The 25,129-nt window shown below is 65.6% G+C and carries 24 protein-coding genes and 1 tRNA gene; 7 read left to right on the forward strand and 18 right to left on the reverse strand.

What is annotated here, in order from left to right; translation table 11 throughout:
• Positions 1-236: 236 nt before the first annotated feature.
• Both ACI48D_RS19070 and ACI48D_RS19075 read left to right on the forward strand, forming a co-directional pair.
• On the forward strand, positions 237-1,229 hold the full coding sequence (locus ACI48D_RS19070; protein WP_435572821.1) for a serine/threonine protein kinase: 993 nt from the start codon (positions 237-239) through the stop codon (positions 1,227-1,229).
• Between the two features lie 124 nt (positions 1,230-1,353).
• Positions 1,354-3,666, forward strand: coding sequence for a hypothetical protein (locus tag ACI48D_RS19075; protein WP_435572822.1), 2,313 nt, complete (start codon positions 1,354-1,356; stop codon positions 3,664-3,666).
• 37 nt (positions 3,667-3,703) lie between these two features.
• Here the strand turns inward: ACI48D_RS19075 and ACI48D_RS19080 are convergent, their stop codons facing one another.
• From ACI48D_RS19080 to ACI48D_RS19095, 4 genes are all read right to left on the reverse strand, one after another.
• A complete protein-coding gene (locus ACI48D_RS19080; protein ID WP_435572823.1) occupies positions 3,704-4,678 on the reverse strand; it encodes an alpha/beta hydrolase family esterase in 975 nt (324 codons plus the stop codon).
• A gap of 75 nt (positions 4,679-4,753) precedes the next feature.
• Positions 4,754-5,161: a hypothetical protein gene (locus ACI48D_RS19085; protein ID WP_435572824.1), complete on the reverse strand. Its 408-nt coding sequence runs from the start codon at positions 5,159-5,161 to the stop codon at positions 4,754-4,756.
• A 74-nt stretch (positions 5,162-5,235) separates the two neighbouring features.
• Positions 5,236-5,811, reverse strand: a complete 576-nt coding sequence (locus ACI48D_RS19090) for a TerD family protein (RefSeq protein ID WP_435572825.1) — start codon at positions 5,809-5,811, stop codon at positions 5,236-5,238.
• Between the two features lie 22 nt (positions 5,812-5,833).
• On the reverse strand, positions 5,834-6,874 hold the full coding sequence (locus ACI48D_RS19095) for a DUF475 domain-containing protein (protein WP_435572826.1): 1,041 nt from the start codon (positions 6,872-6,874) through the stop codon (positions 5,834-5,836).
• Between the two features lie 131 nt (positions 6,875-7,005).
• Between ACI48D_RS19095 and ACI48D_RS19100 the strand changes: the two genes are divergently transcribed.
• From ACI48D_RS19100 to ACI48D_RS19110, 3 genes are all read left to right on the forward strand, one after another.
• The gene (locus ACI48D_RS19100) at positions 7,006-7,431 is read left to right on the forward strand and encodes a divergent PAP2 family protein (RefSeq protein WP_435572827.1); all 426 of its coding nucleotides are present in this window, start codon (positions 7,006-7,008) and stop codon (positions 7,429-7,431) included.
• 309 nt (positions 7,432-7,740) lie between these two features.
• Positions 7,741-8,916: an efflux RND transporter periplasmic adaptor subunit gene (locus ACI48D_RS19105; protein WP_435572828.1), complete on the forward strand. Its 1,176-nt coding sequence runs from the start codon at positions 7,741-7,743 to the stop codon at positions 8,914-8,916.
• 12 nt (positions 8,917-8,928) lie between these two features.
• Positions 8,929-12,132, forward strand: coding sequence for an efflux RND transporter permease subunit (locus ACI48D_RS19110; protein WP_435572829.1), 3,204 nt, complete (start codon positions 8,929-8,931; stop codon positions 12,130-12,132).
• A gap of 149 nt (positions 12,133-12,281) precedes the next feature.
• Here ACI48D_RS19110 and ACI48D_RS19115 read toward each other — a convergent pair whose 3' ends face one another.
• The 3 genes from ACI48D_RS19115 to ACI48D_RS19125 form a co-directional block, all read right to left on the reverse strand.
• Positions 12,282-12,692 (reverse strand): hypothetical protein, encoded by a 411-nt coding sequence (locus ACI48D_RS19115; protein WP_435572830.1) that lies wholly within the window; start codon positions 12,690-12,692, stop codon positions 12,282-12,284.
• 236 nt (positions 12,693-12,928) lie between these two features.
• Entirely contained in the window at positions 12,929-13,900 is a 972-nt protein-coding gene (locus ACI48D_RS19120) for an NAD(P)H-hydrate dehydratase (protein WP_435572831.1), read from the reverse strand.
• Between the two features lie 13 nt (positions 13,901-13,913).
• Positions 13,914-14,678, reverse strand: coding sequence for a histidine phosphatase family protein (locus tag ACI48D_RS19125; protein ID WP_435572832.1), 765 nt, complete (start codon positions 14,676-14,678; stop codon positions 13,914-13,916).
• Positions 14,679-14,848: 170 nt separating this feature from the next.
• On the opposite strand from ACI48D_RS19125, the gene ACI48D_RS19130 reads away from it, so the two are divergent.
• Positions 14,849-15,058: a hypothetical protein gene (locus tag ACI48D_RS19130; protein ID WP_435572833.1), complete on the forward strand. Its 210-nt coding sequence runs from the start codon at positions 14,849-14,851 to the stop codon at positions 15,056-15,058.
• Here ACI48D_RS19130 and ACI48D_RS19135 read toward each other — a convergent pair.
• Both ACI48D_RS19135 and ACI48D_RS19140 read right to left on the reverse strand, forming a co-directional pair.
• Complete coding sequence (locus tag ACI48D_RS19135) at positions 15,027-16,427, reverse strand: L-cystine transporter (protein WP_435572834.1); 1,401 nt, start codon at positions 16,425-16,427, stop codon at positions 15,027-15,029. The two genes, ACI48D_RS19130 and ACI48D_RS19135, sit on opposite strands and share 32 nt — an antisense overlap.
• Positions 16,428-16,596: 169 nt before the next feature.
• On the reverse strand, positions 16,597-17,610 hold the full coding sequence (locus ACI48D_RS19140) for a 5'-nucleotidase (RefSeq protein ID WP_435572835.1): 1,014 nt from the start codon (positions 17,608-17,610) through the stop codon (positions 16,597-16,599).
• A gap of 242 nt (positions 17,611-17,852) precedes the next feature.
• Between ACI48D_RS19140 and ACI48D_RS19145 the strand changes: the two genes are divergently transcribed.
• A complete protein-coding gene (locus ACI48D_RS19145) occupies positions 17,853-18,419 on the forward strand; it encodes a hypothetical protein (RefSeq protein WP_435572836.1) in 567 nt (188 codons plus the stop codon).
• Positions 18,420-18,521: 102 nt separating this feature from the next.
• Here the strand turns inward: ACI48D_RS19145 and ACI48D_RS19150 are convergent.
• The 9 genes from ACI48D_RS19150 to ACI48D_RS19190 all read right to left on the reverse strand — a co-directional run bounded on the left by ACI48D_RS19150 (position 18,522) and on the right by ACI48D_RS19190 (position 25,046).
• Positions 18,522-18,597: transfer RNA gene (locus tag ACI48D_RS19150), tRNA-Lys, on the reverse strand.
• A gap of 57 nt (positions 18,598-18,654) precedes the next feature.
• On the reverse strand, positions 18,655-19,416 hold the full coding sequence (ybgF, locus tag ACI48D_RS19155) for a tol-pal system protein YbgF (protein ID WP_435572837.1): 762 nt from the start codon (positions 19,414-19,416) through the stop codon (positions 18,655-18,657).
• A 116-nt stretch (positions 19,417-19,532) separates the two neighbouring features.
• Positions 19,533-20,057 carry a peptidoglycan-associated lipoprotein Pal gene (pal, locus tag ACI48D_RS19160; protein WP_435572838.1) on the reverse strand — a complete coding sequence of 175 codons (525 nt, stop codon included), beginning with the start codon at positions 20,055-20,057 and terminating at the stop codon, positions 19,533-19,535.
• A 24-nt stretch (positions 20,058-20,081) separates the two neighbouring features.
• Positions 20,082-21,353 carry a Tol-Pal system beta propeller repeat protein TolB gene (gene tolB, locus ACI48D_RS19165; protein WP_435572839.1) on the reverse strand — a complete coding sequence of 424 codons (1,272 nt, stop codon included), beginning with the start codon at positions 21,351-21,353 and terminating at the stop codon, positions 20,082-20,084.
• A 31-nt stretch (positions 21,354-21,384) separates the two neighbouring features.
• Positions 21,385-22,437 (reverse strand): cell envelope integrity protein TolA, encoded by a 1,053-nt coding sequence (gene tolA / locus ACI48D_RS19170; RefSeq protein ID WP_435572840.1) that lies wholly within the window; start codon positions 22,435-22,437, stop codon positions 21,385-21,387.
• 16 nt (positions 22,438-22,453) lie between these two features.
• The gene (locus ACI48D_RS19175; protein WP_435572841.1) at positions 22,454-22,882 is read right to left on the reverse strand and encodes a biopolymer transporter ExbD; all 429 of its coding nucleotides are present in this window, start codon (positions 22,880-22,882) and stop codon (positions 22,454-22,456) included.
• 6 nt (positions 22,883-22,888) lie between these two features.
• Positions 22,889-23,572 carry a protein TolQ gene (gene tolQ / locus ACI48D_RS19180; RefSeq protein WP_435572842.1) on the reverse strand — a complete coding sequence of 228 codons (684 nt, stop codon included), beginning with the start codon at positions 23,570-23,572 and terminating at the stop codon, positions 22,889-22,891.
• Positions 23,573-23,594: 22 nt separating this feature from the next.
• Positions 23,595-23,999, reverse strand: a complete 405-nt coding sequence (gene ybgC / locus ACI48D_RS19185; RefSeq protein ID WP_435572844.1) for a tol-pal system-associated acyl-CoA thioesterase — start codon at positions 23,997-23,999, stop codon at positions 23,595-23,597.
• Between the two features lie 294 nt (positions 24,000-24,293).
• Positions 24,294-25,046 (reverse strand): SDR family oxidoreductase, encoded by a 753-nt coding sequence (locus ACI48D_RS19190; protein WP_435572845.1) that lies wholly within the window; start codon positions 25,044-25,046, stop codon positions 24,294-24,296.
• Between the last annotated feature and the right edge of the window lie 83 nt (positions 25,047-25,129).

The raw sequence follows: 25,129 nt of genomic DNA on the forward strand, positions 1-25,129 counted from the left end.
TCCAGGTGGCAGCATGTCGCGCGATCGCGCTCAGGTGCTGAGGTGACATCAGACTCCGCAGCGTTTGATATCTCGGTACGCTCACACACATTATGGCGTCAGGATTGGTAAAACCGGCAAATTTTAAGCAATAACGGTGCTTATCAGAAAAAACTAGCCCGTTTCTTAAGATTTGATGAGTAAATTCGTCAAAAGGAAGGGGTGCACCGGCCCGCCGCGCGCCTTACAATGACGGCATGAATAATCAATCGGAATCCCATCCCTTTTCGCGCCTCGATCCGCTCATGGTGCTGGACGCGGTCGAGAGCGTCGGCCTGCACGGCGATGGCCGCCTGCTGGCCCTGAACAGCTACGAAAACCGGGTCTACCGCGTCGGCCGCGAGGAAGGCCAGCCGGTGGTGGTCAAGTTCTACCGCCCGGCGCGCTGGAGCGACGCCGCCATCCTCGAGGAACATGCCTTCACCCAGGAACTCGCCGACGCCGAGGTACCGGTGGTGCCGGCGCGCGAGCTCGACGGCAGCACGCTGCACGAATTCGGGGGCTTCCGCTTCGCCGTCTTTCCCAGCCGCGGCGGGCGTGCGCCCGAGCTGTCCGATCCCAAGGTGCTCGAGTGGATCGGGCGCTTCATCGGCCGCATCCACGCGGTGGGCGCGGCCAAGGAGTTCGTCGAACGTCCGGCGCTGAACCTGGATACCTTCGGGCGCGAGCCGCGCGCCTGGCTGATCGGGCACGGCTTCATCCCGCACGAACTGCTGACCGCCTACACCAGCGTGCTCGACCAGGCGCTGGACGGCGTGGCGCGCTGCTTCGACCGGGCCGGCGAGCTCGCGACGGTCCGCCTGCACGGCGATTGCCACGCCGGCAACGTGCTGTGGACCGGCGACGGCCCGCACTTCGTCGACTTCGACGACAGCCGCATGGGCCCGGCCGTGCAGGACCTGTGGATGCTGCTGTCGGGCGAGCGCCAGGAGATGGTGCGCCAGCTCGGCGACGTGCTGGCCGGCTACGAGGACTTCTGCGAGTTCGACCCGCGCCAGCTGTACCTGGTCGAAGCGCTGCGGACCCTGCGCCTGATCCACTATTCGGCCTGGCTGGCGATGCGCTGGGACGATCCCGCCTTTCCCGCCGCCTTCCCCTGGTTCAATACCCAGCGCTACTGGCAGGACCGCATCCTCGAGCTGCGCGAGCAGGTGGCCTTGATGGACGAACCGCCGCTCTGGCCGGTTTAGCCGCAGCGCATGAGCGAAACACCGAACTGACGCGGATTCACGCCTCAGTTCGGCGTGACAGATTTTGTAGCCATGGCGCATAATCAGGCTGAGCCCCAGTCCGTCCGTACCCAGCGAGTAGCCCATGACCGATCGCCCCGACCACCACGATGATGCCCATTTCACGATCGACCTGAGGTCCGGCCAGCATCCGGCGCCCGGCACCGAGCCGCAGCGCGAGCAGTTGGAAAAACGTGCGATCAAGGAAGGCATCGCCCGGGTCGAGGCGGAGGCCAAGGCGGCGGTGGCGGCCGAGAACCGCGCCCATGCCGAAGCCCGCGCAAGGAGCCTGGCCGAGGAGCGCGCCGCGATCGACGCCGAAGCCGCCGCCGCCGCGCTGGCCAACGCCCAGGCGTCGGAAGACGCGATCGAGGCCAACCGCGACCGTATCGAGACCCTGCGCGCCGCCGCCAAGGCCTCCGCCGAGCGCCTGGATGCGATGCGCCAGGAAACCGCCGAGCTGCGCGCCCGCGTCGAAGCCGACACCCAGATCCGCCTGGCCGCCGAGTCGCGCGCCCGCGCCCAGGAAGAAGCGCGCCGCCGCGCCGAGGAACAGGCCAGGGCCGACGCCGAGATCGCCGAACGGGCCGCGCGCCAGGCCGAGGAGCTGGCCCTGCAGTCCGAGCAGGCGCGCCTGCAGGCCGCCGAGCGGGTCGCCGCCGTGCACGCGGCGCGTGAGGAGGTCAGCCATAGCGCCAGCGCCGATGCCAGGGTCGCGATCCTGGCGCGCGAACGCGAGCGTGCCGAAAAGGCCGCGCGCCAGACCGCCGAGAAGCTGGCCGAGGCCGAAGCCGAAGCCCTCGAACTGGCGCTGCAGCGCGAGCGCGCCGACCAGGTCGCGCTGGCGTCGAGCTTCGCCCGTGCCGCCGCCGAGGCGAGGGCGCTGGAGGAGGCGCGCGCCCTGGCCCATATCGAGCAGGAGCGCGAGGCGATCGCCGTGGCCCAGGCCGAGTACGAACGCACGGCCGCGCAGTCGCTGCGCATGCGCCTGCAGACCGAGAAGGAATTGCGCGACGCCGCCGTCCACCGCGAGCGCCAGGAAGAGATGGCCGTGACCGCGCTCGAGGCAAGGCGCGAGGCGGAAGGCCGGATCCTGGCTGCCACCGGGGCCCGCATCGAGGCCGACCGCAAGCTGCGCGAGGTGGCGCTGGAGCGCGCCCAGGCCGAGGAAGAGGAAGCCGCGCAGGCTAGGGCCCGCCTGGATGCCGAGCGCGCCGCCGCCGAGCAGGCGCGCAGGCGGGCCGAGGCCGACCGCGAGGCGGCGCAAGCGGCGGCACTCGAAGCCGAACAGCACGAGCGCGAACGCGCGTTGGCTGAGGAGCGGGCAGCGCTGGCGCGCGCCGCGGCGGATGCCCGCGCGGCGGAAAACGCGGCCGAGCAGACGCGCCTGGCCCATGAAGCGGAACAGGTCGGACTGCAGCGTGAAGCGGCGCGCCTGGCCGAACAGCGTGCCCGCGAAACCGAGGCGCTGCTGGCGGCCGAGCGCGAGCGGGTGCGCATCGAGGAGGAAGCGCTGGCCGGGCTGAACGCGCGCCGGGACGCCGAGCGCGCGTTGGCGGCGCAGGCCCAGGCACGCATCGCCGCCGAACGGAAGCAGGAGGAACTGCTGCGCGCCCAGCTGGACAGCGAGCAGCGCGCGCTGGCGGCGCAACAGGCGGCCCTGGAAGCCCAGCGCCAGGCGGCATTCGCGGCGGAACAGCAGGCCGCGCACCAGGAAGCGGCCGCGGCGGCTGCACAGGCGCAGAGGGAAGGCGCCGCCGGGCTGGCGCGCGCCCAGGCCGAGCGTGCCGAACATGAACGCCGCCAGCAGCAGCTGGCCGAGGAATTGCTGGCCGCCGAACAGCTGGGTGCGGACGCCGCCCGCGAAGCCCTGCTGCTGCTCGAACAGAAGCTGTCCGCCCAGCGCCAGCAGGCCGCCGCGGATGCCCGCGCCAACCAGGCGGCCGCGGCGCGCCTGGCATCCGAACAGGGCGCCGTCGCCGCCGCTGAAGCGCGCGCCAAGGCCGAGGAAGAAAAGGCGCAGCTGGCGACGATGCGCGAGCAGGCCGAGCAGGCCGCGGCCCAGGCCGCGATGGACAAGCGCGACGCCCAGCGTACCCTGATGGAGCGCGCCCAGCAGGCCGCCGAGATGCAGCGCAAGACGCTTCAGGCGACCCAGGAAATGGCCGAGGCCAAGCGCCGCCTGGTGGAACTCGAATCGGCGCGCCAGGAAGAGCAGGTGGCGGAGCTGGGAATCCTGCGCGAACGGATCGATGCGGCCCAGGCCGAGGCCAAGCAGCGCGCCGAATCGGCCGACCTGGCGCGCGAAGTGCTGGGACGTTTTTCTCAGCTGCCGTCGGCGCAGCAGGCTGCGGCACGCTTGTCGGAAGTCGTCGCCAAGCAGCGCGGCGAAAGCTGAGCCGGGGCGCGCCGAGGCAGGCCTGGCGCACGCCCGACTAGTGTGCGCTAGTCGCTTTCTTATCCTTGAAGAAGTTCCAGGCTTCCTCGGCCGTGTCGACGTCGTGGTTCATATTTCCCACGATCTTGCGCAGGATCCACGGCAGCTCCTCGGTCTTCGACGGCTGCACGTGGCCGCCGCCGTCGATGCGCATAAACTGGATCTGCACGCGGGCCGGATCGTTGCCCCAGACATAGCGCGTGGCCGAGGTCGGGTCCGACGATTGCAGGTGCGGCAGGCGGAAGCGCATCGGCGTCTCCGGCAGCCCGGCGGCGCGGCGCCAGACCGCCACCGATTCATCGGCGCTGACGCCGCTGCCGCGGTCGCGCAGCAGCCAGTGGCCGACCTTGCCGCCGTTGTAGGGCGCGATCTCGTCGGCGGTACCGTGCGCGACGAACACCGAGAGCGGGTGCATCGGCATCTTGCAGCGGCTCTGCATCGGCATCAGGGCGCTCTGCACGCCGATCGCGGCCAGCCGGGGCGCCAGTTCGATGCCGAGGCGGTAGGCCATGCCGCCGCCGTTCGAACTGCCGTACACGTAGATGCGCTCGGGATCGGCGCCGAGTTCGGAGACCGCGGTATCGATCAGGGAGGCGATGAAGCCGACGTCGTCACTGTTGGCGTTGCCGGCGGCATCGAGGCGGCAATCGTTCCAGGCCTGCTTGCCGTCGCTGCCCTTGATGCCGTCCGGCGCGATCAGCATCACGCGCTCGCGTTCGGCGAGGCGGATCCAGTCCTGGGCTTTATAGGTGCCGAAGGAATCGAGGCCGACCATGAAGGCGGCCGAGGCGCCGTGGCCGTGCAGCAGGATCACGGTGGGACGGTTGCTGCGCGCCAGGCGGTCCGGCTCGACCACGAGGTAGTGGCGCCGCCCCTCGGGCCGCAGCAGCGTGTAGTCGACGATGGTGGACGCCTGCGCCGCGCCCAGCGTTCCCGCCGCCGCCAGCCATATTCCCGCCGTCCGTCCCCGCATATGCCACCCTGTTTGTTGTCATCAGGAACGGATGGTGACACAAGCTTGATACTTTGTCATCCAGGCGGGAAAAGCTCAGGAGCCGGGATTCGGCGCCACCGGATTGCTGCCGCCGACCACCGCCTTGTCGACGAAATAACCGGTCTCGCCGAAGCAGCTGGTCGGCAGGCCGACATGCTGGGAATAGCTGAGCTGTACGCGCTGGCCCATCGCGGCCTGCAGCTGCTTGACCACGTTGTCGTCGCGCACGGTGAAGGCGAAACGCTCGGGGATGGCGCCCGGCATGCTCGACAGCAGGATCTCGCCTTCCCAGGTCTTGCACAGCCAGCCCTTGCGCGACAGCTTCTGCAGGTAGCCGGCGCGTTCGCCTTCCGAATACGACCAGTGCAGCACGATGGCCGTGTACAGCGCGAACAGCACGATGGCGGCGACGATGACGGAAGCGAGGAGGGCGCTGGCGCGCCGTGGGAAGGTCGAGGGCATGGTCGATGGGCGTTGAGTGAAGTCGCGCCCATTCTGCCGATGAGCGCGCGGATTGTCAAAAGCTCATGAACGCGTCAGACATTGACGCCGAAGGAACGCGCCAGCGGACCGAGGCCGCCGTTGTAGCCCTGGCCGACGGCGCGGAATTTCCACTCGCTGCCGTAGCGGTAGAGTTCGCCGAAGATCATCGCCGTCTCGGTCGAGCTGTCCTCGGACAGGTCGTAGCGCGCGATCTCGCGTTCGCCCTCGGCGTTCAGGCAGCGGATGAAGGCGCGCGCGATCTGGCCGAAATTCTGGCGGCGCTGGTCGGCTTCGTGGATGGTGACGGCAAAGGCAATCTTCTCGACCTCGGGCGGCACCCGGCTCAGGTCGACCAGCAGGCGCTCGTCGTCGCCTTCGCCCTGGCCGGTGCGGTTGTCGCCGGTGTGCTTGATCGACCCGTCGCTCGACTGCAGGTTGTTGTAGAAGATGAAGTCGTTGTCGCCGCGCACCTTGCCGTCGCCGCGCAGCAGGAAGGCGCTGCCGTCGAGGTCGAAGGTGGCGCCGTCGGACGCGCGCGGATCCCAGCCCAGGCCGATGATCACTTTCTTGAGGTTCGGGTCTTCCTTGGACAGGTTGACGTTGCCACCTTTTTGCAGACTGATCGCCATAATGAATTCCTTTCGTTGAAAATCAGATTGCCGTTTCGAGCTGTTCGCGCCGCTTGTGGCGTATCGACGACCACAGCGACACCAGAATGAAGGCAATGCCGGACAGCCCGGTGAACCACTCGGGAATCTCGTACTCGACGCTGGCAAACATGATCAGGGCCAGGATGCCGATCGCGTAGTGGGCGCCGTGCTCGAGGTAGACGAATTCTTCCAGCGTGCCCTTGTGTACCAGGAACACGGTGAGGGAACGCACGAACATCGCGCCGATGGCCAGGCCCAGCATGATGATGACGACGTCGTTGGTGATGGCGAAGGCGCCGATCACGCCGTCGAAGCTGAACGAGGCATCCAATACTTCCAGGTACAGGAAGCCGCCGATGCTGCCCTGCGTGATCAGCTTGCCGACCGCCGGATCCGATTCCTCCTCTTCCAGCAGGCCGCTGAGCCAGTCCACGCCCACGTAGACGATCACGCCGACCACGCCGGCGACCAGCACCGGCAGCTTGCGCTGCTCGGGCATCAGGCTCATGCAGCCGAACACAGCCAGCAGGGTCAGCAGGACGGCCAGGCCTTCGCTGCCGAGTTGGCCGACCTTTTCTTCGATCCAGCCGAGCCAGTGGAGTTCCTTTTCCTCGTCGAACAGGAAGTTGAGGAAGACCAGCAGCAGGAAGGCGCCGCCGAAGGCCGACACCTCGGCATGCTTGGAAGTCAGGGCGCGCGCGTACTCGTCGGGCGTGTTGATCGCCATGTGCCAGACGTCGATCAGGCCCAGCCCGGTCGCGATGGAGACGATCAGCAGCGGAAACACCAGGCGCATGCCGAACACGGCCACCACGATGCCGACCGTCAGGAACAGCTTTTGCCAGAACGCGTTCCAGTTGCGCAGTACGGTGGCGTTGACCACCGCGTTGTCGAAGGACAGCGACACTTCAAGCACACCCAGCACCGCCGCGATCCACAATGCCTGGACCAAGCCGCCGGTGCCGCCGTGGCTGAAGCCCCACCAGCCGGCAAGGCCGAGCAGGACGATCGTCACCACGAATGACAGCTTGAAATGTTGCATCTAGTTCTCCGTTCTACGTTGTCTGATAAACCACACTGGACTGCATATTACTGGTTTCTGGCTGTGGTAGGCGCATCGCTTCTGCGATAATGCTGGCCGGCATTACTTTGTATTAACACATCGGAACTCACATGGACTTCACTTACCTGCTGACCCCGCTGCTGACCTGGCTGGTGGTCGGCCCGATCAAATTCCTGATCAACAGTGCGCGCCAGCGGCGCTGGGCCTTCAACCTGGTCGGCAACGGCGGTTTCCCGAGCAACCACAGCGCCACCGTGACCAGCATGGCGACCCTGATCGCCCTGCGCGAAGGCATCGGCCACCCGGCGTTCGGCGTGGCGGTCACCCTGTGCTTCATCGTGATGATCGACGCCAACAGCCTGCGCCAGCACGTCGGCCGCCAGGCCGCCGCCATCAACCGGCTGGCCGCGGGCGCGGCCGACGCCGGCCACCGCCCGCTGCGCGAGCGGATGGGGCACACTCTGGTCGAGATCGGCGGCGGGATCGTCACCGGTATCCTGATGGGCAACCTGGTGTATCACCTGTTCGTGAAGTAAAAACTTAAAGGCACTTGGGTTCCCGCCTTCGCGGGTACGACGTGCTGAAGCCGCTGGCCTCAACACCGTCGCCCCCGCGCAGGCGGGGGACCAAGTTTGCTGAGCGTCCCGGACGTCCACCCCGTCCGATTTCCGGACGCATTTCATCCTCTCCAACCGCAGTTCATCCCCGAAAAACGCAGTTCATCCATCCAAAACCACGCTCTGCCTTTACGTCGATTGACTGCCCTGGCGGGCTCACGGATACTGCGCGCTAGCTTTTACAATTCTTATATTTATAGCTTACGAGTCCACCCGGGAGATCCACGAATGCTGCGCAAAACCCTTCTCGTCCTTGCCATTGCCTCGGCGCTTGCTGCCTGCGGTAAAGGTTCCAAGGAACCTGCCAAGCCGGGCCCTGCCACCGCGCAGGCCGATGCCAAGAAGGACGGCAAGCCGGTCCAGCTGCTGGTGCAGCCGGAAGACGTGCTGACGGTGCAGAGCAATGCGCTTGCTTCGGGCCCCGTGATCACCGGTTCGATCCAGCCGGAACGCAAGGCCGACCTGCGTGCCGAAGTCTCGGCCGTGGTCTTGCAGGTGCTCAAGGAAAACGGCGAGCCGGTCAAGCGTGGCGACGTGCTGGTCAAGCTCGACGAGACCTCGATCCGCGACAGCCTGATGTCGGCCGAGGAAGCGCTGCGCGCCGCCACCCAGGCCTTCGACCAGTCGCAGCGCGCCCTGGACCGCCTGAAGACCCTGCGCGCCTCGGGCATGACCTCGGCCCAGGCCCTTGACGATGCCGAAGTGCGCCGCAACAACGCCCAGAGCGAAGTCTCGGCCGCGCGCGCGCGCCTGGCGACGGCGCGCCAGCAGGTCGGCCGTACCGTGGTGCGGGCGCCGTTCGACGGCATCGTTTCCGACCGCAAGGTATCCAACGGCGATACCGCCGCGATCGGCAAGGAACTCCTGAAGGTGATCGATCCGACCAGCATGCGCTACGAAGGCCGCGTCTCGGCCGACAAGATCAGCACCGTCAAGGTGGGCCAGCGCGTGTCTTACCACATCAACGGCTACGGCGACCGCCAGTTCACCGGCGTGGTCAAGCGCATCGACCCGGCCGCCAACGAAGTGACCCGCCAGGTCGAGGTGCTGGTCGGCCTGACCGGCGAGCAGCCGCGCGTGTCCGGCCTGTACGCCGAAGGCCGCATCGAAGCCGAAAGCACCTCGGCGCTGATGCTGCCGGAGAGCGCGCTGGTGAAGTCCGGCGACAAGACCTATGCCTGGAAAGTGAACCCCAAGTCGCTGACGAAGGTCGACCTGAGCATCGGCGCGCGCGACCAGCGCACCGGCAGCTACGAGGTCAAGTCGGGCCTTGCCGCCGGCGACCTGGTGCTGCGCGCACCCAATTCGAGCCTGAAGGATGGCCAGCCGGTCGAAATGGCCTCGCCGAAGGCGCCGCCGCAATCGCTGGCCAGCGCGGGCAACCCCGGCGCACAAGGGAAATAAGGGAAATAAACCATGTTCCTGTCTAACTTTAGCGTCAAGAAGCCGATCGCCACGATCGTGCTGATCCTGATGATGATGTGCCTCGGCCTGCTCGCGCTCAAGAAGCTGCGCGTGAACGAGAGCCCGGACGTCGAGGCGCCCTTCATTATCGTCCAGATTCCGTATCCGGGCGCATCGCCCGAGACGGTCGAGCGCGAAATCGTCAACCGCCTCGAAAAGTCGATGCAGAGCATTCCCGGCGTGCACGAGATGAACTCGTCCGCCAACGAGGGCTCGGCCCAGTTCTGGGTCGAATTCGAGTTCAACCGCAACGTGATCGAAGCCTCGGACGACATTCGCAACGCGATCGCCGCGGTGCGCTACAAGCTGCCGATCGAGATGCGCGAGCCGATCCTGCGCCGCTTCGACCCGTCGGCCCAGCCGATCATGAACGTGGCCTTGTCGTCGACGACCCAAAGCAAGGCCGAGATTTCGCGCCTGGCCGAGGACGTGCTGGCGGACCGCTTCCGCAGCATCGACGGGGTCTCCACCGTCAACGTCGGCGGTTCGCTCAAGCGCGAGCTGTCCGTGCTGCTGCGCGCCGACAAGCTGCGCGAATACAACGTCTCGGTCGGCGAAGTGACCAGCGCGCTGCAGCGCCAGAACACCAACGCCCCGGTGGGCAAGGTGCGCGGCGTGCTGGACGAGAAGAGCATCCGCCTGGTCGGCCGCATCGAGCATCCGGAAGACTTCCAGCAGGTGGTCGTCAAGCGCAACGGCGAGCAGATCGTGCGCCTGAACCAGGTGGCCGAGATCAAGGACGGTTTCGGCGACATCGACAGCCTGTCGATCCGCAGCGGTGCCGACAACGTCAGTATCCAGATCGCCCGCACCCGCGACGCTTCGACCGTGACGGTGGCGGAGAAGGTGCGCACGATGGTCGACCAGATCCAGAAGGAACTGCCGAAAGGCACCCGGATCGAAGTCGTGCGCGACGGCGGCAAGAACGCCCAGAACAGCCTGAACAACGTGATCGAATCGCTGGTGCTGGGTGCCGTGCTGACCATCTTCGTGGTGTACGCCTTCCTGAACTCGTGGCGTTCGACCCTGATTACCGCACTGTCGCTGCCGACTTCGGTGCTGGCCGCCTTCATCGCCGTGTGGCTGTGCGGTTTTACGCTGAACTTCATGACCCTGCTCGGCCTGTCGCTGGCGATCGGCGTGCTGATCGACGACGCCATCGTGGTGCGTGAAAACATCGTGCGTCACATGGAAAACGGTTCCGACCGCCGCACCGCGGCCCTCAACGGTACCGCCGAGATCGGCATGGCGGTGGCCTCTACCACTTTCTCGATCATGGCCGTGTTCATCCCGGTCGCCTTCATGCCGGGCGTGTCCGGCGAATGGTTCCGTCCGTTCGCGCTGACCGTGACGGCCTCGGTGGCGGTGTCGCTGTTCATCTCCTTCACCCTCGACCCGATGCTGTCGGCGTTCTGGGGCGATCCGCCGGGCTACCACCATGCGCCGAAAAAGGGCCTGTCGAAGCTGCTGGCCCGCTTCAATATCTGGTTCGACCACCAGGCCGACCGCTACGGCAACGTGATCGCCTGGGCGCTGCACCACCGCAAATCGATGGCCGTGATCGCCGTGGCGACTTTCATTGCCGCGATCGCCCTGCACATGTCCTTCGGCGGCTCGTCCTTCCTGCCGAAGTCCGACCAGCAGAACATCGCGATCGACGTGCGCACGCCGCCGTCGACCTCGGTCGAGTATGCGCGCCTGAAGATGGAGAAGGCGGCCGAGATCGCCCGCTCGATCAAGGAAACCAAGGAAACCAACAGCAACATCACCGCCAGCGGCGGCCGCATCTACGTCGACATCGGCAAGCGCACCGAGCGCAAGCGTACCGCCGCCGAGATCGCCGCCGAACTGCGCGAAAAGATCAAGCCGCTGGTCGGCGCGGAATTCGTGGTCCAGGACGATCTGAACAACGGCGGCGGCAAGCCGGTGCGGATCGAGTTCACCGGCCCGGATTCGCGCAAGCTGATGGAACTGACCACGGCCTACATGGAGAAGCTGCGCCAGGTGCCGGGCGCGGTCGACGTCAGCCTGTCGCAGCAAGACCCGAAGGACGAGCTGCAGATCGTGCTCGACCGCGGCCTGGCGAACTCGATGGGCATCTCGGTCGGCGACGCCGCCACCGCGCTGCGCGTGGCCTTCGCCGGCATCGAAGTGGGCGACTGGGTCGATCCGACCGGCGAGACCCGTGACGTCGCGGTGCGCCTGCATCCGGAAGACCGGGTCGCGACCGAGAACATCGAGCGCCTGCCGATCGCGGTTACCGGCAGCAATATGATGGTGCCGCTGGACCAGATCGCGAAGATCACCATGGGCAAGGGTCCGTCGACGATCGAGCACAAGGACGGCAAGCGCATCATCGCGGTCTCGGCCAATGCCCAGGGCCGCTCGAACGGCGAAGTCACCGCCGACGCCATGAAGCTGGCCAAGAGCATGGACTTCCCGCCGGGCTACGGCCTGAAGCTGGGCGGCATGGGCCAGAACCAGCAGGAACTGTTCACCGAGATGGTGATCGCGCTGCTGTCGGGCATCGGCCTGATGTACCTGATCCTGGTGATGCAGTTCGGCTCGTTCACGGCGCCGGGCGGCGTGATGCTGTCGCTGCCGCTGTCGCTGATCGGGGTGGTGCTGGCGCTGCTGGTCACCGGTTCGACCATCAACCTGATGAGCCTGATCGGCGTCATCATGCTGATGGGCCTGGTGGCGAAGAACGCGATCCTGCTGCTGGATGCGGCACGTTCGCGCGAAGCCGAAGGCATGGACCGCGAGGACGCGCTGATGGCCGCCGGCCGTGCCCGCCTGCGTCCGATCCTGATGACGACCTTCGCGCTGATCGCCGGCATGCTGCCGGTGGCGCTGGGCCTGGGCGAGGGCGGCGAGTTCTACCGTCCGCTGGCGGTCGCCATCATCGGCGGCACCATCACCTCGACGATGCTGACCCTGCTGGTCGTGCCGACCTTCTACGACAGCATCGAGATCGCCCGCGAACGCATGGCCGCCAAGTTCCACCGCCGCGTGGTGCGCTTCACGGCGCTGCCGGCCTTCGTGATGACCTTCGTCGAAGCGATCCTCACCATCGCGATGGTGCGCTTCGTGTTCCGCATGATCGTCAAGGCGGGCCGCTTCGCGACCGGCCGCCGCGGTCCGGTAGCTGCCTGAGCGGCATCCCCGGAGCAAGAAAAGGCCTGCTCGCGCAGGCCTTTTTTTCACGCAATGCCAGCCGGAAAAGGTTGGCAAACCGGGCACAAAGGACCTGTTGCAGTCCCTTTGCCGAGGCGCCATGGCGCCGGCTGGCGGCTGGCAGCCAATCAATGGCCGCTGGTGCCGGTGCCGGTAGTGCCGGTGCCGCTGGTCCCGGTACCGCTGGTGCCCGTGCCCGAGGTGCCGGTACCCGAGGTGCCGGTGCCGGTTGCGCCGGTGCCGGTGTCGCCGGTGGTGCCGGTGCCGGTGGTGCCGGTGCCCGTGGTACCGGTGCCGGTTGCGCCGGTGCCGGTATCGCCGGTGGTGCCGGTCGCGCCGGTGGTGCCCGTGCCGGTAGCGGTGCTACCCGCTGCGCCGGTGCTGCCGGTGCCGCTGGTGCCAGACGTGCTGCTCGGCGCAGTGGCCGACGTGTCGCCGGTGCCGGTCGTGCTGGTGGTGTCGTTTTTCTTGCAAGCCGCCAGGCTTGCCATCAGGGCTGCGGCAAACAGAATCTTCGATGCGTTGTTAAGAGCTTTCATTGGTTTTACTCCTCGTTCACGTCTATTTTTTGCCGCCGTCTCCAGGTGAGGCGCTGGAGGGTCGACGACGCCAGGTTAGTTCCTACAGGACCTGTCGGCCCAGTCATGGAACCATCAGGGAACCGACGCAATACGCGGCCCCGTGTGGTGTACGAATTCGACTCCGGCAGGCCTGCATGGTTCTTGCCAGTTCGCCGAATTGCACACCTTTTGCTTTAAGAGCCGAACTTTTTCGTTCAACTCTTCCCACCAGCGAAGTTGCCGGATGGTCGTAGCGCCGCGTCGGCCGGTTCGCCGGCGGCTTGTTCGAGCAGCGCGGGGACCTCGTCCGACAGTTCCCGCGCCAGATAGCCGATTTTCCCCATGCGCGCCGCCAGGTGTTCGCCAGCCTGCGCATGCAGGACCACGCCCCAGGCCGCAGCCTGGGCCAGGTCGGCGCCGCGCGCCGCCAGGCCGGCCACGATGCCCGCCAGCACGTCGCCCGAGCCCGATGTTGCGAGCCCGATGTTGCCGCCTTCATGCTGCCAGCGCTCGCCCCGCGGCGTGGCGATCACGGTGCGCGCGCCCTTCAGGGTGACCACCGCGTTCCAGCGCTGCGCGGCCTCGAGCGCGATGCGGTCGGCGTCGCCCGCGATCTCTTCCTTGGCGATGCCGGTCAGGTGCGCCATCTCGCCGGCGTGCGGTGTCACCAGGACTGGAACGCCGAAGCGGAAGGGCGGGTTGACGCCTGCCGGCGGATGCAGGATCGCACCCATCGCATTCGCGTCCAGGATGACGCTGGTGTCCGTTCCGTGCAGGCGCGGCAGCAGCGCGTGCACCAGGCGCGCGGTCGCTTCCTCGTCCTGCATGCCGGGCCCGATCAGGATGGCGTTGATGCGGTCGGCCAGCGGATCGAGTTCCGCCACGGCTTCGACGGTGAAACCGCCGGCCTCGTTCTCGGCCAGGCCCAGCACCCGCGATTCGGGAATCGCCAGCGCGACCAGCTGGGCCACGCTGTTGCCGGTGGCGACCGTCAGCTTGCCGGCGCCGGCGCGCAGGGCGGCGACGGCGGCCAGGATGACGGCGCCCGGCATCTCGCGCGAGCCGCCCAGGATCAGCACGTGGCCGCGTTCTTCCTTGTCGCCTTCGCCCGACGGGATCGGCAGCGGCCAGTTGCGCAGCAGGATGGCATCGAGGTCGCGCGGACGGGCGTGGGTGTGCAGCGTCATGGTGGAGTTTGCCTCAAGCTTTGGCCGCCGTCGGCACATCCTTGCCGGTGGTGACGCGGGTACCCGTTGCTTCGAGCGGGGCGACGAAGTTGACCAGCCGCGACGCAAGCTTGCCGCGCTTGCCCAGCGACGGGTCGAAGGAATAGGAGGTGACCGAGCAGTTCGGCACGTCGCCCTGGCGGTCCTGCTCCAGGATCGTGGCTTCGTCCATGCGTTCGAGCAGGTAGCGGAAGCAGTTGACGATCACCTGGTGGCCGACGATCAGCACGCGCTCGCGGCAGTATTCGCGGGTGAGGGTGTCCAACACGCTGCGCAGGCGCAGGATGACGTCGCACCAGCTCTCGCCGCCGGGCGGGCGGAAGTAGAACTTCCCCACGTGGCGGCGCTGTTCGTACAGGTCGGGATATTGCTCTGCGATGCCGCGCACCGTCAGGCGGTCGAGGATGCCGAACTCTTTTTCACGCAGGCGCTCGTCGGCGTGCACCGCGAGCAGCCCGTCGCGGTCGAGGCGGCGCATCAGGATGTCCGCGGTCTGGACCGCGCGCACATACGGCGAATACAGCACTACGTTGGGCTGGCCGTGCGTGGGCAGGGCCGCGAACCAGGCGCCCAGCGCTTCCGACTGGCGCGCGCCGAGCTCGGACAGCGGCACGTCGACATCGCGCTCCGCGATATCGATGTGCAACCCGGCCGCTGCCTCGGCGGCATCGCGCGCGACGTTGCCCGCGCTCTGCCCGTGCCTGACCAGCCAGATTTCCTGAGGCCACTTTTGGTCCATCACCTGCCTGTTTGTGATTTTGACATGTGGCGATCATAGACGGATTCGGCGGGACCTTCGCGCACGATTCTTTTCGAAAACGTCTTCCGTGCGATCGCTGAGCGCGCTCATGCCGGACGCATCCGGCATGTCCTATGCTCGCGTCTGTCCAAACGGCGGAGCCGCCCACCATGTGTCGTAGCCGATATGCGCAGTCGTTGCTTGCCGTCGCGGTCCTGCTGGTGCCGATCGATGCCGCTCCCGGCCAGGAGGTCTGGCGGGGAGCGGCGCAGGGCGTGTCCGGGCCGCCGCTGCTCGCCTTGCTGGCGGCCGGCCTGGCCCTGCGGCTGGCGCGCGGGCAGGGGAGTGTCAGGCGACCTGTTCGTCGCCGTCCAGGTTGAGGGCGGCGTCGCTGTTGAAGACGCGCATGTCGGTCTGGCCGAGCACGCGGCTGGCCAGGGTGCCGGCCGTGATGGAGCCGCTCACGTTCAGCGCGGTGCGGCCCATGTCGATCAGCGGTTCGATCGAGATCAGGAGGCCCGCCAGCGCCACCGGCAGGTTCATCGCCGACAGCACGATCAGGGCGGCGAAGGTGGCGCCGCCGCCGACCCCGGCCACCCCCACCGAGCCGATGGTGACGATGCCGATCAGCGGCAGCAGGAAGGCGCTGGTGAACGGGTCGATGCCGACGGTCGGGGCGATCATCACCGCCAGCATGGCCGGATAGATGCCGGCGCAGCCGTTCTGGCCCATCATCGAGCCGAACGAGGCCGCGAAGTTGGCGATGCCCTCCGGCGTGCCGAGGCGCGCGGTCTGGGTCTGCACGTTCATCGGGATGCTGCCGGCCGAGGTGCGCGAGGTGAAGGCGAACACCAGCACCGGGAAGATCTTCTTCACGTAGCGCACCGGGTTCAGGCCGACGCCGGAAACGATGGCCAAGTGGACGATGAACATCAGGATCAGCGCGCTGTACGAGGCCATCACGAAGCCGATCAGCTTGAGGATGTCCTGCAGGCTCGAGCTGGCCAGCACCTGGGTGATCAGGGCGAACACGCCGAACGGCGTCAGGCGCAGCACCAGGGTCACCATGCGCATCACGATCACGTGGGCGACGTGCACGAAGTGGCTGAAGGATTCGAACACGTCCGGCTTCTTGGCGGTGATGCCGGTGGCGGAGACGCCGATGAAGATCGAGAACAGCACCACGGCGATGGTCGAGGTCTTGCGCGCCCCGGTCATGTCGAGGAAGGGATTGTCCGGAATGAAGGACAGGATGGTATTCGGCAGCGACAGCTGCTGGGCGGCCGCCAGCTTGCCTTCGAGGTAGTGGCCGCGCGCGACTTCGGCCGCGCTGGAGGTCAGGCCGACCGCGGACAGGCCGTACAGCTTGGCCATCAGGATGCCGATGCCGGCGGCGATGGCCGTGGTGACCATCAGGGTGCCGATCGTGAGCGCGCTGATCTTGCCCAGCGAAGAGGCGTCGCGCAGCTTCAGGATGGCCTGGATGATCGAGACCATGATCAGCGGGATGATGATCATCTGCAGCAGCTTGACGTAGCCGGAGCCGATCACGTCGAGCCAGGCATTGGTGTCGGCGATGACCGGGGAACCGAGGCCGTAGACCGCCTGGAAGCCGGCGCCCAGCAACACACCCAGGCCGAGGCCGGTGAAGACCCGCTTGGTGAAGGAAACATGGCGCTGCTGGAATACAAACAGCAGGGCGCAGACGGCGAGGGCGATGGCCAGGTTCAGGATCAGTTGGATATTCATGGTGGTTGTCGGTGCGCTGCCTGGACGTCGTATATGCGTTCAGGAAATATAACAGACGCATTTTATAGCCATTCATGCAGACGGTGCATGGGGCTGTGTAAATCGAGTCTGGCGGGGCGGGGACGGGCGCCCGCTCGCGAACGCCCGTGTTGGAGGTGGGCGGCGACGTTCAGCTGGCTTCGAGCTTCTCGACCAGCAGCGGCGGATCGTCGGCCAGTCCGAGGCCTGCGATGGGAGTGAACAAGGGCGAATCGGAGCGGTAGGGCACGCGCCCGGACGGCACGTGCTTGGCCGCCGGATCCAGGTGCAGGTCCTGGTCGTCGAAGAAGATGTGGGCCCGGAAGGCCTTCACCACCTTCGACTTCGGCACGCCGCCCAGGAAGAAGATCTCGTTCACGTAGACACCCCAGTGGCGCAGGGTATTGATGACCCGCATCTCGGCCGGCGCACTGCGCGCGGTGACGATGGCGATCCGCACCGGCGAGGTATCCGCGCCGAAGGGCAGGCGCTCCTGCAGCTTGGCCAGCTTGCGCAGCAGGATTGCGTACGGCCCGTCGTTCATCGGCTCGTTCTGCTTTTCGTCCTCGACCGTGTGGAAGCGGCCCAGGCCTTCGGTCTTGTACACGAGCTCGCTGGAATCGTCGAACAGCACGGCGTCGCCGTCGAATGCGATGCGCACCTGGTCTTCGAGCGGTGCTTCGCCGGTATGCGGGGGCGGCTTGAGCACGGCGGCGGCGCAGGCCTGGGCGTCGATGATGCGCTGGGCGTCCTCGACGTTGGTGGTCAGGAACAGGTCGACCGCGAAGGCATCCAGGTAGTCGACCACCGACTGCCCGCCGGTGAAGGCGTGGCGCGAGACGGCCAAGCCGCGCGAGCGGATGTTGTTGAAGACGCGCACCCCGGTCTCGGGACTGTTGCGCGACATGACCACGACTTCGACCAGCGGCCTGGATTCGGACGGCGCAAAGCGGTTCAGGCCGAGCAGGGCGCGCACCAGCGGCATCCCGGTGCCGTCGCGCAGCGGTTCGTTTTCGCGTTCCAGCATGTAGGCGCGGTATTCCTCGAGCGCGCTCTGCGGGTTCTTCGCGTACTTGGCTTTGTAGACGGCATCCGCTTCGGCCAGGTCGAACAAGGCGGTGGCGGAGATGCCGACGACGAGGGTGTCTGTAAGGTCGAGGGGCATGGCGGCTGAATGGTTGAGTGAGGAACTGATCGGATATTACCCGACAGGAAGGTCAGACGTGAGCTGGCCCGGTAAGAATATTCCAAGGAGAAATAAATGGATGAGAATCCTTGGGTCCGTTGAGGTCGAGCAAAAAGGCTGCCTCTGCGCGCTTTACCCAATCCGCATGCGTCTGTGCGAACGCAAGCGCCGCCCGGCAGACCCGCGCGACGATAGCATCGATGGGGACGCAAGGAGCGGACATGGACAAACAGGCGGTCTCTACGCAGGAGCGGGGCTCGGCCCCGGGAAACGGCGCGGTCGCGACGCCCGACGACCAGCTCGCGCGCCTGCGCACGATCAGGAAGCTGGTCGAGGAGAACAACCAGTCCTGCCTCGGCACCGACATGATCGTCTGCCAGATCTATATGGAATCGCGCTTCGACAAGGACGCAGAAGCCGAGGGCAGCAGCGCGCGCGGGCTGATGCAGCTGCTGAAGGTGGCGAACCGCGAGCTGTTCCGCCTCGACAACCTGCACAAGCCGCCGGGCGTGCGCCGCCCCGAGGCCGAGCTGTACCGGGAAGCGGACGCCTTCCACGCCAGCCCCGCCTTCATCGACGAAGCGACCAATATCCGTAGCGGCACCCGCTATCTGCAGGCGCTGATCGACAAGGCCAGGCGCGAGGGCAGCGCGGACCCGATCGCGGAAGCGTACAAGGATTATCGCGGCGTCAGGAACGGCATCTACTACCGGAAGATCGGGATGGCCGCGGAAAAGCTGAAGCGCAATCCGGACGCGCTCGATGCCCTGGAAGAACTCGTGGGCTAGCAAGGCTGTGCCACCATCGTCACCATGACGGCGCATTCGGAAAGCGAAAACAAAAAGGCGTCACGATCACTCGTAACGCCTTCATTGCTTGGTGCTAAATTCTGGTAGGCCGTGCGTGGCTCGAACACGCGACCAACGGATTAAAAGTCCGCTGCTCTACCAACTGAGCTAACGACCCGAAAGAAGCAAGATTATAGGGTCAATCTGCCGGGCTGTCAAACGCACATGAACGGGCTTACTTCAGCGCCGCCAGGCGGTCCTTGGCGGTTGCGGCGGCCGTGGTGTCCGGGAACTTCGACACCAGCTGCTGCAGCACCTTCTTGGCGTTCTTCTTGTCCTTCAGCTCGATGTAGTTGCTGGCGATGTTGAGCATCGCGTCCGGCGCCTTGCCGCTGGTGCCGTAATTCGAGACCACCGCTTCCTGGGCCGCGATCGCATTCTTGTAGTCGCGCTGGGCGTAATAGGCGTTGCCGAGCCAGTACTGGGCGTTGGCGGCATAGGCCGAGTTCGGATAGCGGCGCACGAAATCCTGCAGGGCGGCGGCGGCGGCCTTGTAGTCGCCCGACTTGAACAGCTCCATCGCGGTGTCGTAGGACTTCTTCTCCGTCGGCAGCACTTCGGCGGTCTGGCCGTCGATGGTTTCCTGGCGCGGCTCGAGCTTGCGGATGCGGGCGTCGAGGTCGGCATACAGGTCTTTTTGGCTCTTCTGCGAGATCGCAATCTGGTTCGCCAGGACTTCGAGCTGGCCGCGCAGACGGGCGATTTCCTGCATCGTCTGCTCTTGCTGGTTCAGCATTTCGAGGGTGGCGTTTTTGTCCGATTTGGTGTCGATGCGCGCATTCACGTCACGAGACAGCGCGTCGACCTTGGCGCGCAGGTCGAGGATGGCGCGCCGGGCTTCATCGTCGTCGAGCAGGCCGGCGCTCGCGTGCAGGGGCAGCCAGGCGGCGAAGGCGAGGGCGATGGCCGCAAGGCGGGACTGGGACGGTTTGATCATGTTGTCTGACTCTTTCTAAGCAAAACGGGGCGGGAAGCAGTCTGCACCGCATCCCGCCCCGCTGTCAATCAGCCGGGGGCGCCGAGCTGTTCGCGACAGCTCCTACAGCGTCCAGATTATTGATAGACGATGTCGGCGCGGCGGTTTTCAGCCCAGGCCGCTTCGTTGCTGCCGGTTGCCTTCGGCTTTTCCTTGCCCAGCGAGACGGCTTCCATCTGGTTGTCCGACACGCCCAGGGCAGCCATGGACTTGCGCACGGCTTCGGCGCGCTTCTGGCCCAGGGCCAGGTTGTATTCGGTGCCGCCGCGCTCGTCGGTGTTACCCTGGATCAGCACTTTGCGCTGCTTGTTCTTGGTCAGGTAAGCCGAGTGGTTCTCGACGACCGGCTTGCCGTCGTCACGCACGGCGTAGCTGTCGAAGTCGAAATAGACGCTGCGGTTTGCCAGGACGCCTTTCGGGTCGTTCAGCGGGTCGACGCTGCCGGTCTCGACCGGGCGGACGTCGCGGCTGGTGTCGGCCGGTGCGGCCTGGGCGACCGGGGTCTTCTCGACCACCGGGGTCTCTTGCAGTTTGGTCGACGAGCAGGCCGACAGCAGGGCGGCGGCCGAAGCAATGAAGGCTACAGATTTAAAGTTGCGCATGGTTTTCTCCTGGTCAAAAAATATTTACTTCATAAAAGGACCCCAGCTGGGCTCCTTGATGTTTCCCGCCTGGGTCGACAAACGCTGTTTCACACGTCCGTCGACGGACACCACGGCCAGCGAGGCTCGCCCGCCGCCCTTGTTGGCATACATGATGTATTTGCCATTCGGCGAAAAACTCGGTTCGGTGGCCCCATCGGCCAAGCGTTGTTCCTGGCCGCTGGCCAAGTCCATCGCATAAAGGGAGAAAACCCCATCGCGTTGCGAAATCCACGCCAGCGTCTTGCCGTCCGGGGATACACGAGGGCTGATGTTATAGCTGCCATTGAACGTGACACGGGTAGCCTGGCCGCCGTTCACGCTCATCTTGTAAATCTGCGGGCCGCCGCTGCGGTCGCTCACGAAATAAATACTCTGGCCATCGGCCGAGAACTGCGGCTCGGTGTCGATGCCGTTGCTGTTCGACACGCGATGCATGCCGCTGCCGTCGGCGTTCACGATGAAGACCTGGGTATTGCCGGTCTTCGACAGGGCCAGGGCCAGCCTGGTGCCGTCGGGCGACCAGGACGGGGCCGAATTGCTGCCCTTTTCATTGGCGATGATGGCGCGCTGGCCGGTCACCAGGTTCTGCACATAGATGATCGGCTTCTGCTTTTCGAAGGATACGTAGACGACCTTGGTGCCGTCCGGCGACCAGGCCGGCGAGATGATCGCTTCCTTGCCGTAGGCGGCGACCTGTTCGTTTTCGCCGTCGGCGTCGGCCACCACCAGCTCGTAGGTGTGGCTGCCACCGCCGCGGTTCACCTTCACGTAGGAAATGCGGGTCGAGAAGATGCCGCGCACGCCGGTCAGCTTTTCGTAGACGTCGTCGGCGATACGATGCGCTTCCAGGCGGGTGTTGCGCGCGCCGACCGCATCCGACAGCTGCGAGAGCTGGGTCTGCTTGACGGTGTCGAGCAGCTTGTAGCGGACCTGGAAGCGGCCGTCGGCCAGGCGGCTGACCGAGCCGACCACCAGCGCGTCCGCGCCGCTGGCCTTGAAGGCGCCGAGGTCGATGCTGGACGTATCGGAGATCGCCTGGCGCGCATCGATCACCTTGAACACGCCGCTGCGCTCGAGGTCGGCGCGGATGATGGCCGACACCTGGTCCGGCGCGATCGATTCGTCCGCGAAGGCGGCCACCGCGACCGGGATCTGGGTGCCGCTCACGCCGGCGATTTCGACGCGCACCTGGGCATGCGCGGCCACGCCCATCAGCAGGGTGGCCGAAAACAGCAGGGAATGTAGTTTCTTCATAAATGTCTCAGCTAGGGTTTGAGTCGAGCGATCAGTTCATTTCCTTCAGTTTGAAACCGACCTGAACAGATCTCTCTACCGTACCATCTTTCTTCTTCGGTAGCGGTGACGACTTGTTAATGCCGCGCTCCACGGCTTCGTCGAAGGCAGGGATGCCGCTGCTCTTGGTTTTGCGTACCGAAAGGATCTCACCAGTCGGCAATTGCTCGACCTGGAACACGACTTCCGGATTGCCAGGCACGTCCGTGCTGCCCGGGTAGCTCGTATTGCCCTTGATCTTCGCCGCGATGCTGGCGATATAACCCTTGTCGATGCGCGGACCGGTCGATTTCTCGGCGCTGCCGGTGCTGGACGGACTGCCGGCGCCGGCCATCATGTTCATGCGCTTCAATTCGTCGTTACGCAGCTTGTCCAGCTTGGCGGCTTCGGCCTTCTCCGCCTTTGCCTTGGCCACCTTGTCGGCCTTTTCTTTCGCGGCCTTTTCCTTCTCCGCCAGTTTCTTCTTCTCGGCTTCCTGTTCCTTTTCCGCCAGTCTCTTCTTCTCGGCTTCTTGTTCCTTCTTCGCCAGCTCCTCGGCCTTCTTCTCGTCCTCGCGCTTTTTCTTCTCGGCCAGGGCTTTTTCTTTCTTTTCTTCCTCGCGCTTCTGCTCCTTGGCGAGTTCGCGCTCGCGTTCGCGCTCGATCCGCTCTTCTTCCTGGCGTTGACGCTTCAGCTCTTCCTTGTGCTTCTTCTCGCGTTCCAGCGCGATGTCCGGTTGCTTGGGTGGCGCCGGTTCGGCCTTGGGCGGCGGCTCGGCCACGCGTGGAGTCGGCGGCGGCGTTTCCGGCCGCGGCTGGGGTTCGGGTTCGGGTGCAGGCGGCGGCGTCGGCGCGGGCGGGGCGGCGCTTTGCACGGTGGTGTCCCACACCTCGGCTTCGACTGCCACCGGCTGGTTGTTGGTCCAGTTAATGCCGATCACCAGGAAGGCCAGCAGCATGGCGTGCATGCCCACCGCCAGGCCGATCGCGGGCCAGCGGTTCGGTTCGGGCGGCACCCGGTAGTGCGAGCCGCCCATGCCATTGCTGTTGTTCTTGGTTGCCGACATTGACTCTTGCTTTTCCTTACTTGGTGGCCAGGCCGACCCGGTTGATGCCCATCTTCTTGGCTTCCGAAATCATCTGGATCACATCGTCATACTTGCTTTCGCGGTCGCCGGAAATCATGACCGGATAGTCGGGGTGCTCGGCGTGGATCGTGCGCAGGCGTTCGATCAGGGCCGCGCGGCTCGACACGTCTTCGAGCGCGTGCGCCTGCTTGCCGTTGATGCCGATCTGCAGCCGGGCGTCGCTCTTCACCGCGATCTGGATGTAGTCGTCCGGCGGCTGGGTCGAGCGCTCGGCGCTGGGCAGCTTGATCTCGCTAGGGTTCTGCGTCGGCGGCACCGCCATGAAGATAATGAGCAGCACCAGCATCACGTCGATGTAAGGCACGACGTTGATTTCGGACTTCAGCTTGCGGCGGCCGTTCCGCAGGTTGCTGTTGAATGCCATGATCTGTTAACGCGACTGGCGCTGCAGGATGTTCGAGAATTCCTCGACGAAGCTTTCGAAGCGGATCGCGAGGCGGTCGATATCGTGGGTGAAGCGGTTGTACGCGACCACCGCCGGGATCGCCGCGAACAGGCCGATCGCGGTGGCGATCAGCGCCTCGGCGATACCGGGAGCGACGGTGGCGAGTGTTGCCTGCTGCACGTTGGCCAGGCCGCGGAAGGCGTTCATGATGCCCCAGACGGTGCCGAGCAGGCCGATGTACGGCGACACCGAGCCGACCGAGGCCAGGAAGTTCAGGTGAGTATCCAGATGGTCGAGCTCGCGGTGGAAGGCGGCGCGCATCGCGCGGCGGGCGCTGTCCAGCACGGCACCGATGTCGAGCGCGTCGCGCGCGGCCTGCTTGCCCTTGATGAACTCGCCCATGCCGGCTTCGAAGATGCGGGCCAGCGGGCCGATCTGGTCGCGCTGTGCGCTGGCGCTCTGGTGCAGGGTGTGCAGGTTGCCGCCGGCCCAGAAGCTGCGCTCGAACTGCTCGGTCTGACGGCGGGCGGCGCGGATCGCGAACATCTTGCGGAAGATGTAGGTCCAGCTCATGAGCGAAACCGCGAACAGCAGCGCCATGATCAGCTTGACCAGGACGTGCGCGTGGGCGATCAGTTCAATGAAGGAGAGGTCTTGGACTGCGTTCATCAGTATATTTGGTCAAATGTTTTCAGGCGGCACGCATTTTAACAGCGGCGGAGGCGGGCAGGGGGCATGGGCGCATGGTTTTCGCATCGACGCAGCCCACTTTCACGTTTGCGGTCGACAGCAGGGTCTCGCCACGCCAGGCCTGCTGCGCGAACTGGACCGAGGCACGGCCGAGCTTTTCAACGGTAAGACGCAAGCTCAGTTCGTCGTCCAGGCGCGCGGACGACAGGTACTCGACGGCGGCGCTGCGGACCACGAAGGCGGCGCTTTCCTCCTCGAGCAGGGTGTGCTGGTGAATGCCGAGCGAACGCAGCCATTCAGTGCGCGCGCGTTCAAAGAACTTCAGGTAATTGGCGTAGTACACGATGCCGCCGGCGTCGGTGTCTTCGTAATAGACCCGTACTGTCCAAGTGAAAACTGAAGGCATTTCAGCTGCCATAAATGAAAATGGGAAACATTCTACGCGAATTTCATCTTGCATATGTACGGTACTGAACATATGCATCCGAATCGCATCCGGCCCCATGGCTGGGCCGTTGATAAATGGGCACTAGTAGACGTGAGTACCCCATACTCAGCCAACAACTGTAACACTTTCTCACAAATAGTGGGGCTACGGTTACACGGCTGATCTAACGCAAACCGGGGTCAGACTCCAGCTTTTGGAAAGAGCCCATGAGCCATTTCCTAATTCTGGAGTCTGACCCCGGTGTGACTTATGTCAGGCCTGGCTGCGCTTGATGGTGAACGGCGAGAAGCCCTGGCAGGTCGGCATCATCTCGATCAGGTTGATGTTGACGTGCGGGGGGAGGGTGGCGATCCAGTAGGCGGTCGCGGCGATGTCCTCGGCGGTGAGGGGCACCGTGCCCTCGTAGACCTTGGCGGCTGCCTCGTCGTTGCCCTTGAGGCGCACGTTCGAGAACTCGGTGCCGCCGCACAGGCCGGGCGCCAGGTTGGTCGCGCGCACGCCGGTGCCGACCAGGTCGGCGCGCAGGTTCAGCGTGAACTGCTCGACGAAGGCTTTGGTGGCGCCGTACACGTTGCCGCCCGGATAAGGGTAGCGACCGGCGACCGAACCCAGGTTGATCACCAGGCCGCTGCCGCGCTCGACCATCGAGGGCAGCAGGGCGTGGGTCATGGTCACCAGTCCCTTGACGTTGGTGTCGATCATCGTGTCCCAGTCTTCGAGCGGGACCTCGTGCGCCGGCTTGGTGTTCAGGGCCAGGCCCGCGTTGTTGATCAGGACGTCGATCTGGCGCCAGGACTGCGGCAGCATCGACAGCGCTTCCTCGATCGAGGCCTTGTCGGTGACGTCCATCGCGACCGGCAGCGCGGAGTCGCCCAGCTCCTGGGCCAGGGCTTCCAGACGCTCCTTGCGCCGTGCCGCCAGCACCACCTGATGGCCGTTCTTGACGAAGGTGCGCGCCATCGCGGCGCCGAAGCCGGCCGAAGCGCCGGTAATGAATACGATCATGATGGATCCCGGAAGGTGGATGATTGAACTGCGAGATTGTAGCCGAAATGATCATCCCGCGAAGGGCGGCCCCCTGGCGGGCG

Source organism: Massilia sp. LXY-6 (assembly GCF_051233485.1).
Classification (GTDB): domain Bacteria; phylum Pseudomonadota; class Gammaproteobacteria; order Burkholderiales; family Burkholderiaceae_D; genus Telluria.

Coding starts and splice junctions, on each gene's coding strand:
- ACI48D_RS19070 (WP_435572821.1), top strand. CDS start 237: ATGAATAATCAATCGGAATCCCATCCCTTTTCGCGCCTCGATCCGCTC.
- ACI48D_RS19075 (WP_435572822.1), top strand. CDS start 1,354: ATGACCGATCGCCCCGACCACCACGATGATGCCCATTTCACGATCGAC.
- ACI48D_RS19080 (WP_435572823.1), bottom strand. CDS start 4,678: ATGCGGGGACGGACGGCGGGAATATGGCTGGCGGCGGCGGGAACGCTG.
- ACI48D_RS19085 (WP_435572824.1), bottom strand. CDS start 5,161: ATGCCCTCGACCTTCCCACGGCGCGCCAGCGCCCTCCTCGCTTCCGTC.
- ACI48D_RS19090 (WP_435572825.1), bottom strand. CDS start 5,811: ATGGCGATCAGTCTGCAAAAAGGTGGCAACGTCAACCTGTCCAAGGAA.
- ACI48D_RS19095 (WP_435572826.1), bottom strand. CDS start 6,874: ATGCAACATTTCAAGCTGTCATTCGTGGTGACGATCGTCCTGCTCGGC.
- ACI48D_RS19100 (WP_435572827.1), top strand. CDS start 7,006: ATGGACTTCACTTACCTGCTGACCCCGCTGCTGACCTGGCTGGTGGTC.
- ACI48D_RS19105 (WP_435572828.1), top strand. CDS start 7,741: ATGCTGCGCAAAACCCTTCTCGTCCTTGCCATTGCCTCGGCGCTTGCT.
- ACI48D_RS19110 (WP_435572829.1), top strand. CDS start 8,929: ATGTTCCTGTCTAACTTTAGCGTCAAGAAGCCGATCGCCACGATCGTG.
- ACI48D_RS19115 (WP_435572830.1), bottom strand. CDS start 12,692: ATGAAAGCTCTTAACAACGCATCGAAGATTCTGTTTGCCGCAGCCCTG.
- ACI48D_RS19120 (WP_435572831.1), bottom strand. CDS start 13,900: ATGACGCTGCACACCCACGCCCGTCCGCGCGACCTCGATGCCATCCTG.
- ACI48D_RS19125 (WP_435572832.1), bottom strand. CDS start 14,678: ATGGACCAAAAGTGGCCTCAGGAAATCTGGCTGGTCAGGCACGGGCAG.
- ACI48D_RS19130 (WP_435572833.1), top strand. CDS start 14,849: ATGTGTCGTAGCCGATATGCGCAGTCGTTGCTTGCCGTCGCGGTCCTG.
- ACI48D_RS19135 (WP_435572834.1), bottom strand. CDS start 16,427: ATGAATATCCAACTGATCCTGAACCTGGCCATCGCCCTCGCCGTCTGC.
- ACI48D_RS19140 (WP_435572835.1), bottom strand. CDS start 17,610: ATGCCCCTCGACCTTACAGACACCCTCGTCGTCGGCATCTCCGCCACC.
- ACI48D_RS19145 (WP_435572836.1), top strand. CDS start 17,853: ATGGACAAACAGGCGGTCTCTACGCAGGAGCGGGGCTCGGCCCCGGGA.
- ybgF (WP_435572837.1), bottom strand. CDS start 19,416: ATGATCAAACCGTCCCAGTCCCGCCTTGCGGCCATCGCCCTCGCCTTC.
- pal (WP_435572838.1), bottom strand. CDS start 20,057: ATGCGCAACTTTAAATCTGTAGCCTTCATTGCTTCGGCCGCCGCCCTG.
- tolB (WP_435572839.1), bottom strand. CDS start 21,353: ATGAAGAAACTACATTCCCTGCTGTTTTCGGCCACCCTGCTGATGGGC.
- tolA (WP_435572840.1), bottom strand. CDS start 22,437: ATGTCGGCAACCAAGAACAACAGCAATGGCATGGGCGGCTCGCACTAC.
- ACI48D_RS19175 (WP_435572841.1), bottom strand. CDS start 22,882: ATGGCATTCAACAGCAACCTGCGGAACGGCCGCCGCAAGCTGAAGTCC.
- tolQ (WP_435572842.1), bottom strand. CDS start 23,572: ATGAACGCAGTCCAAGACCTCTCCTTCATTGAACTGATCGCCCACGCG.
- ybgC (WP_435572844.1), bottom strand. CDS start 23,999: ATGCCTTCAGTTTTCACTTGGACAGTACGGGTCTATTACGAAGACACC.
- ACI48D_RS19190 (WP_435572845.1), bottom strand. CDS start 25,046: ATGATCGTATTCATTACCGGCGCTTCGGCCGGCTTCGGCGCCGCGATG.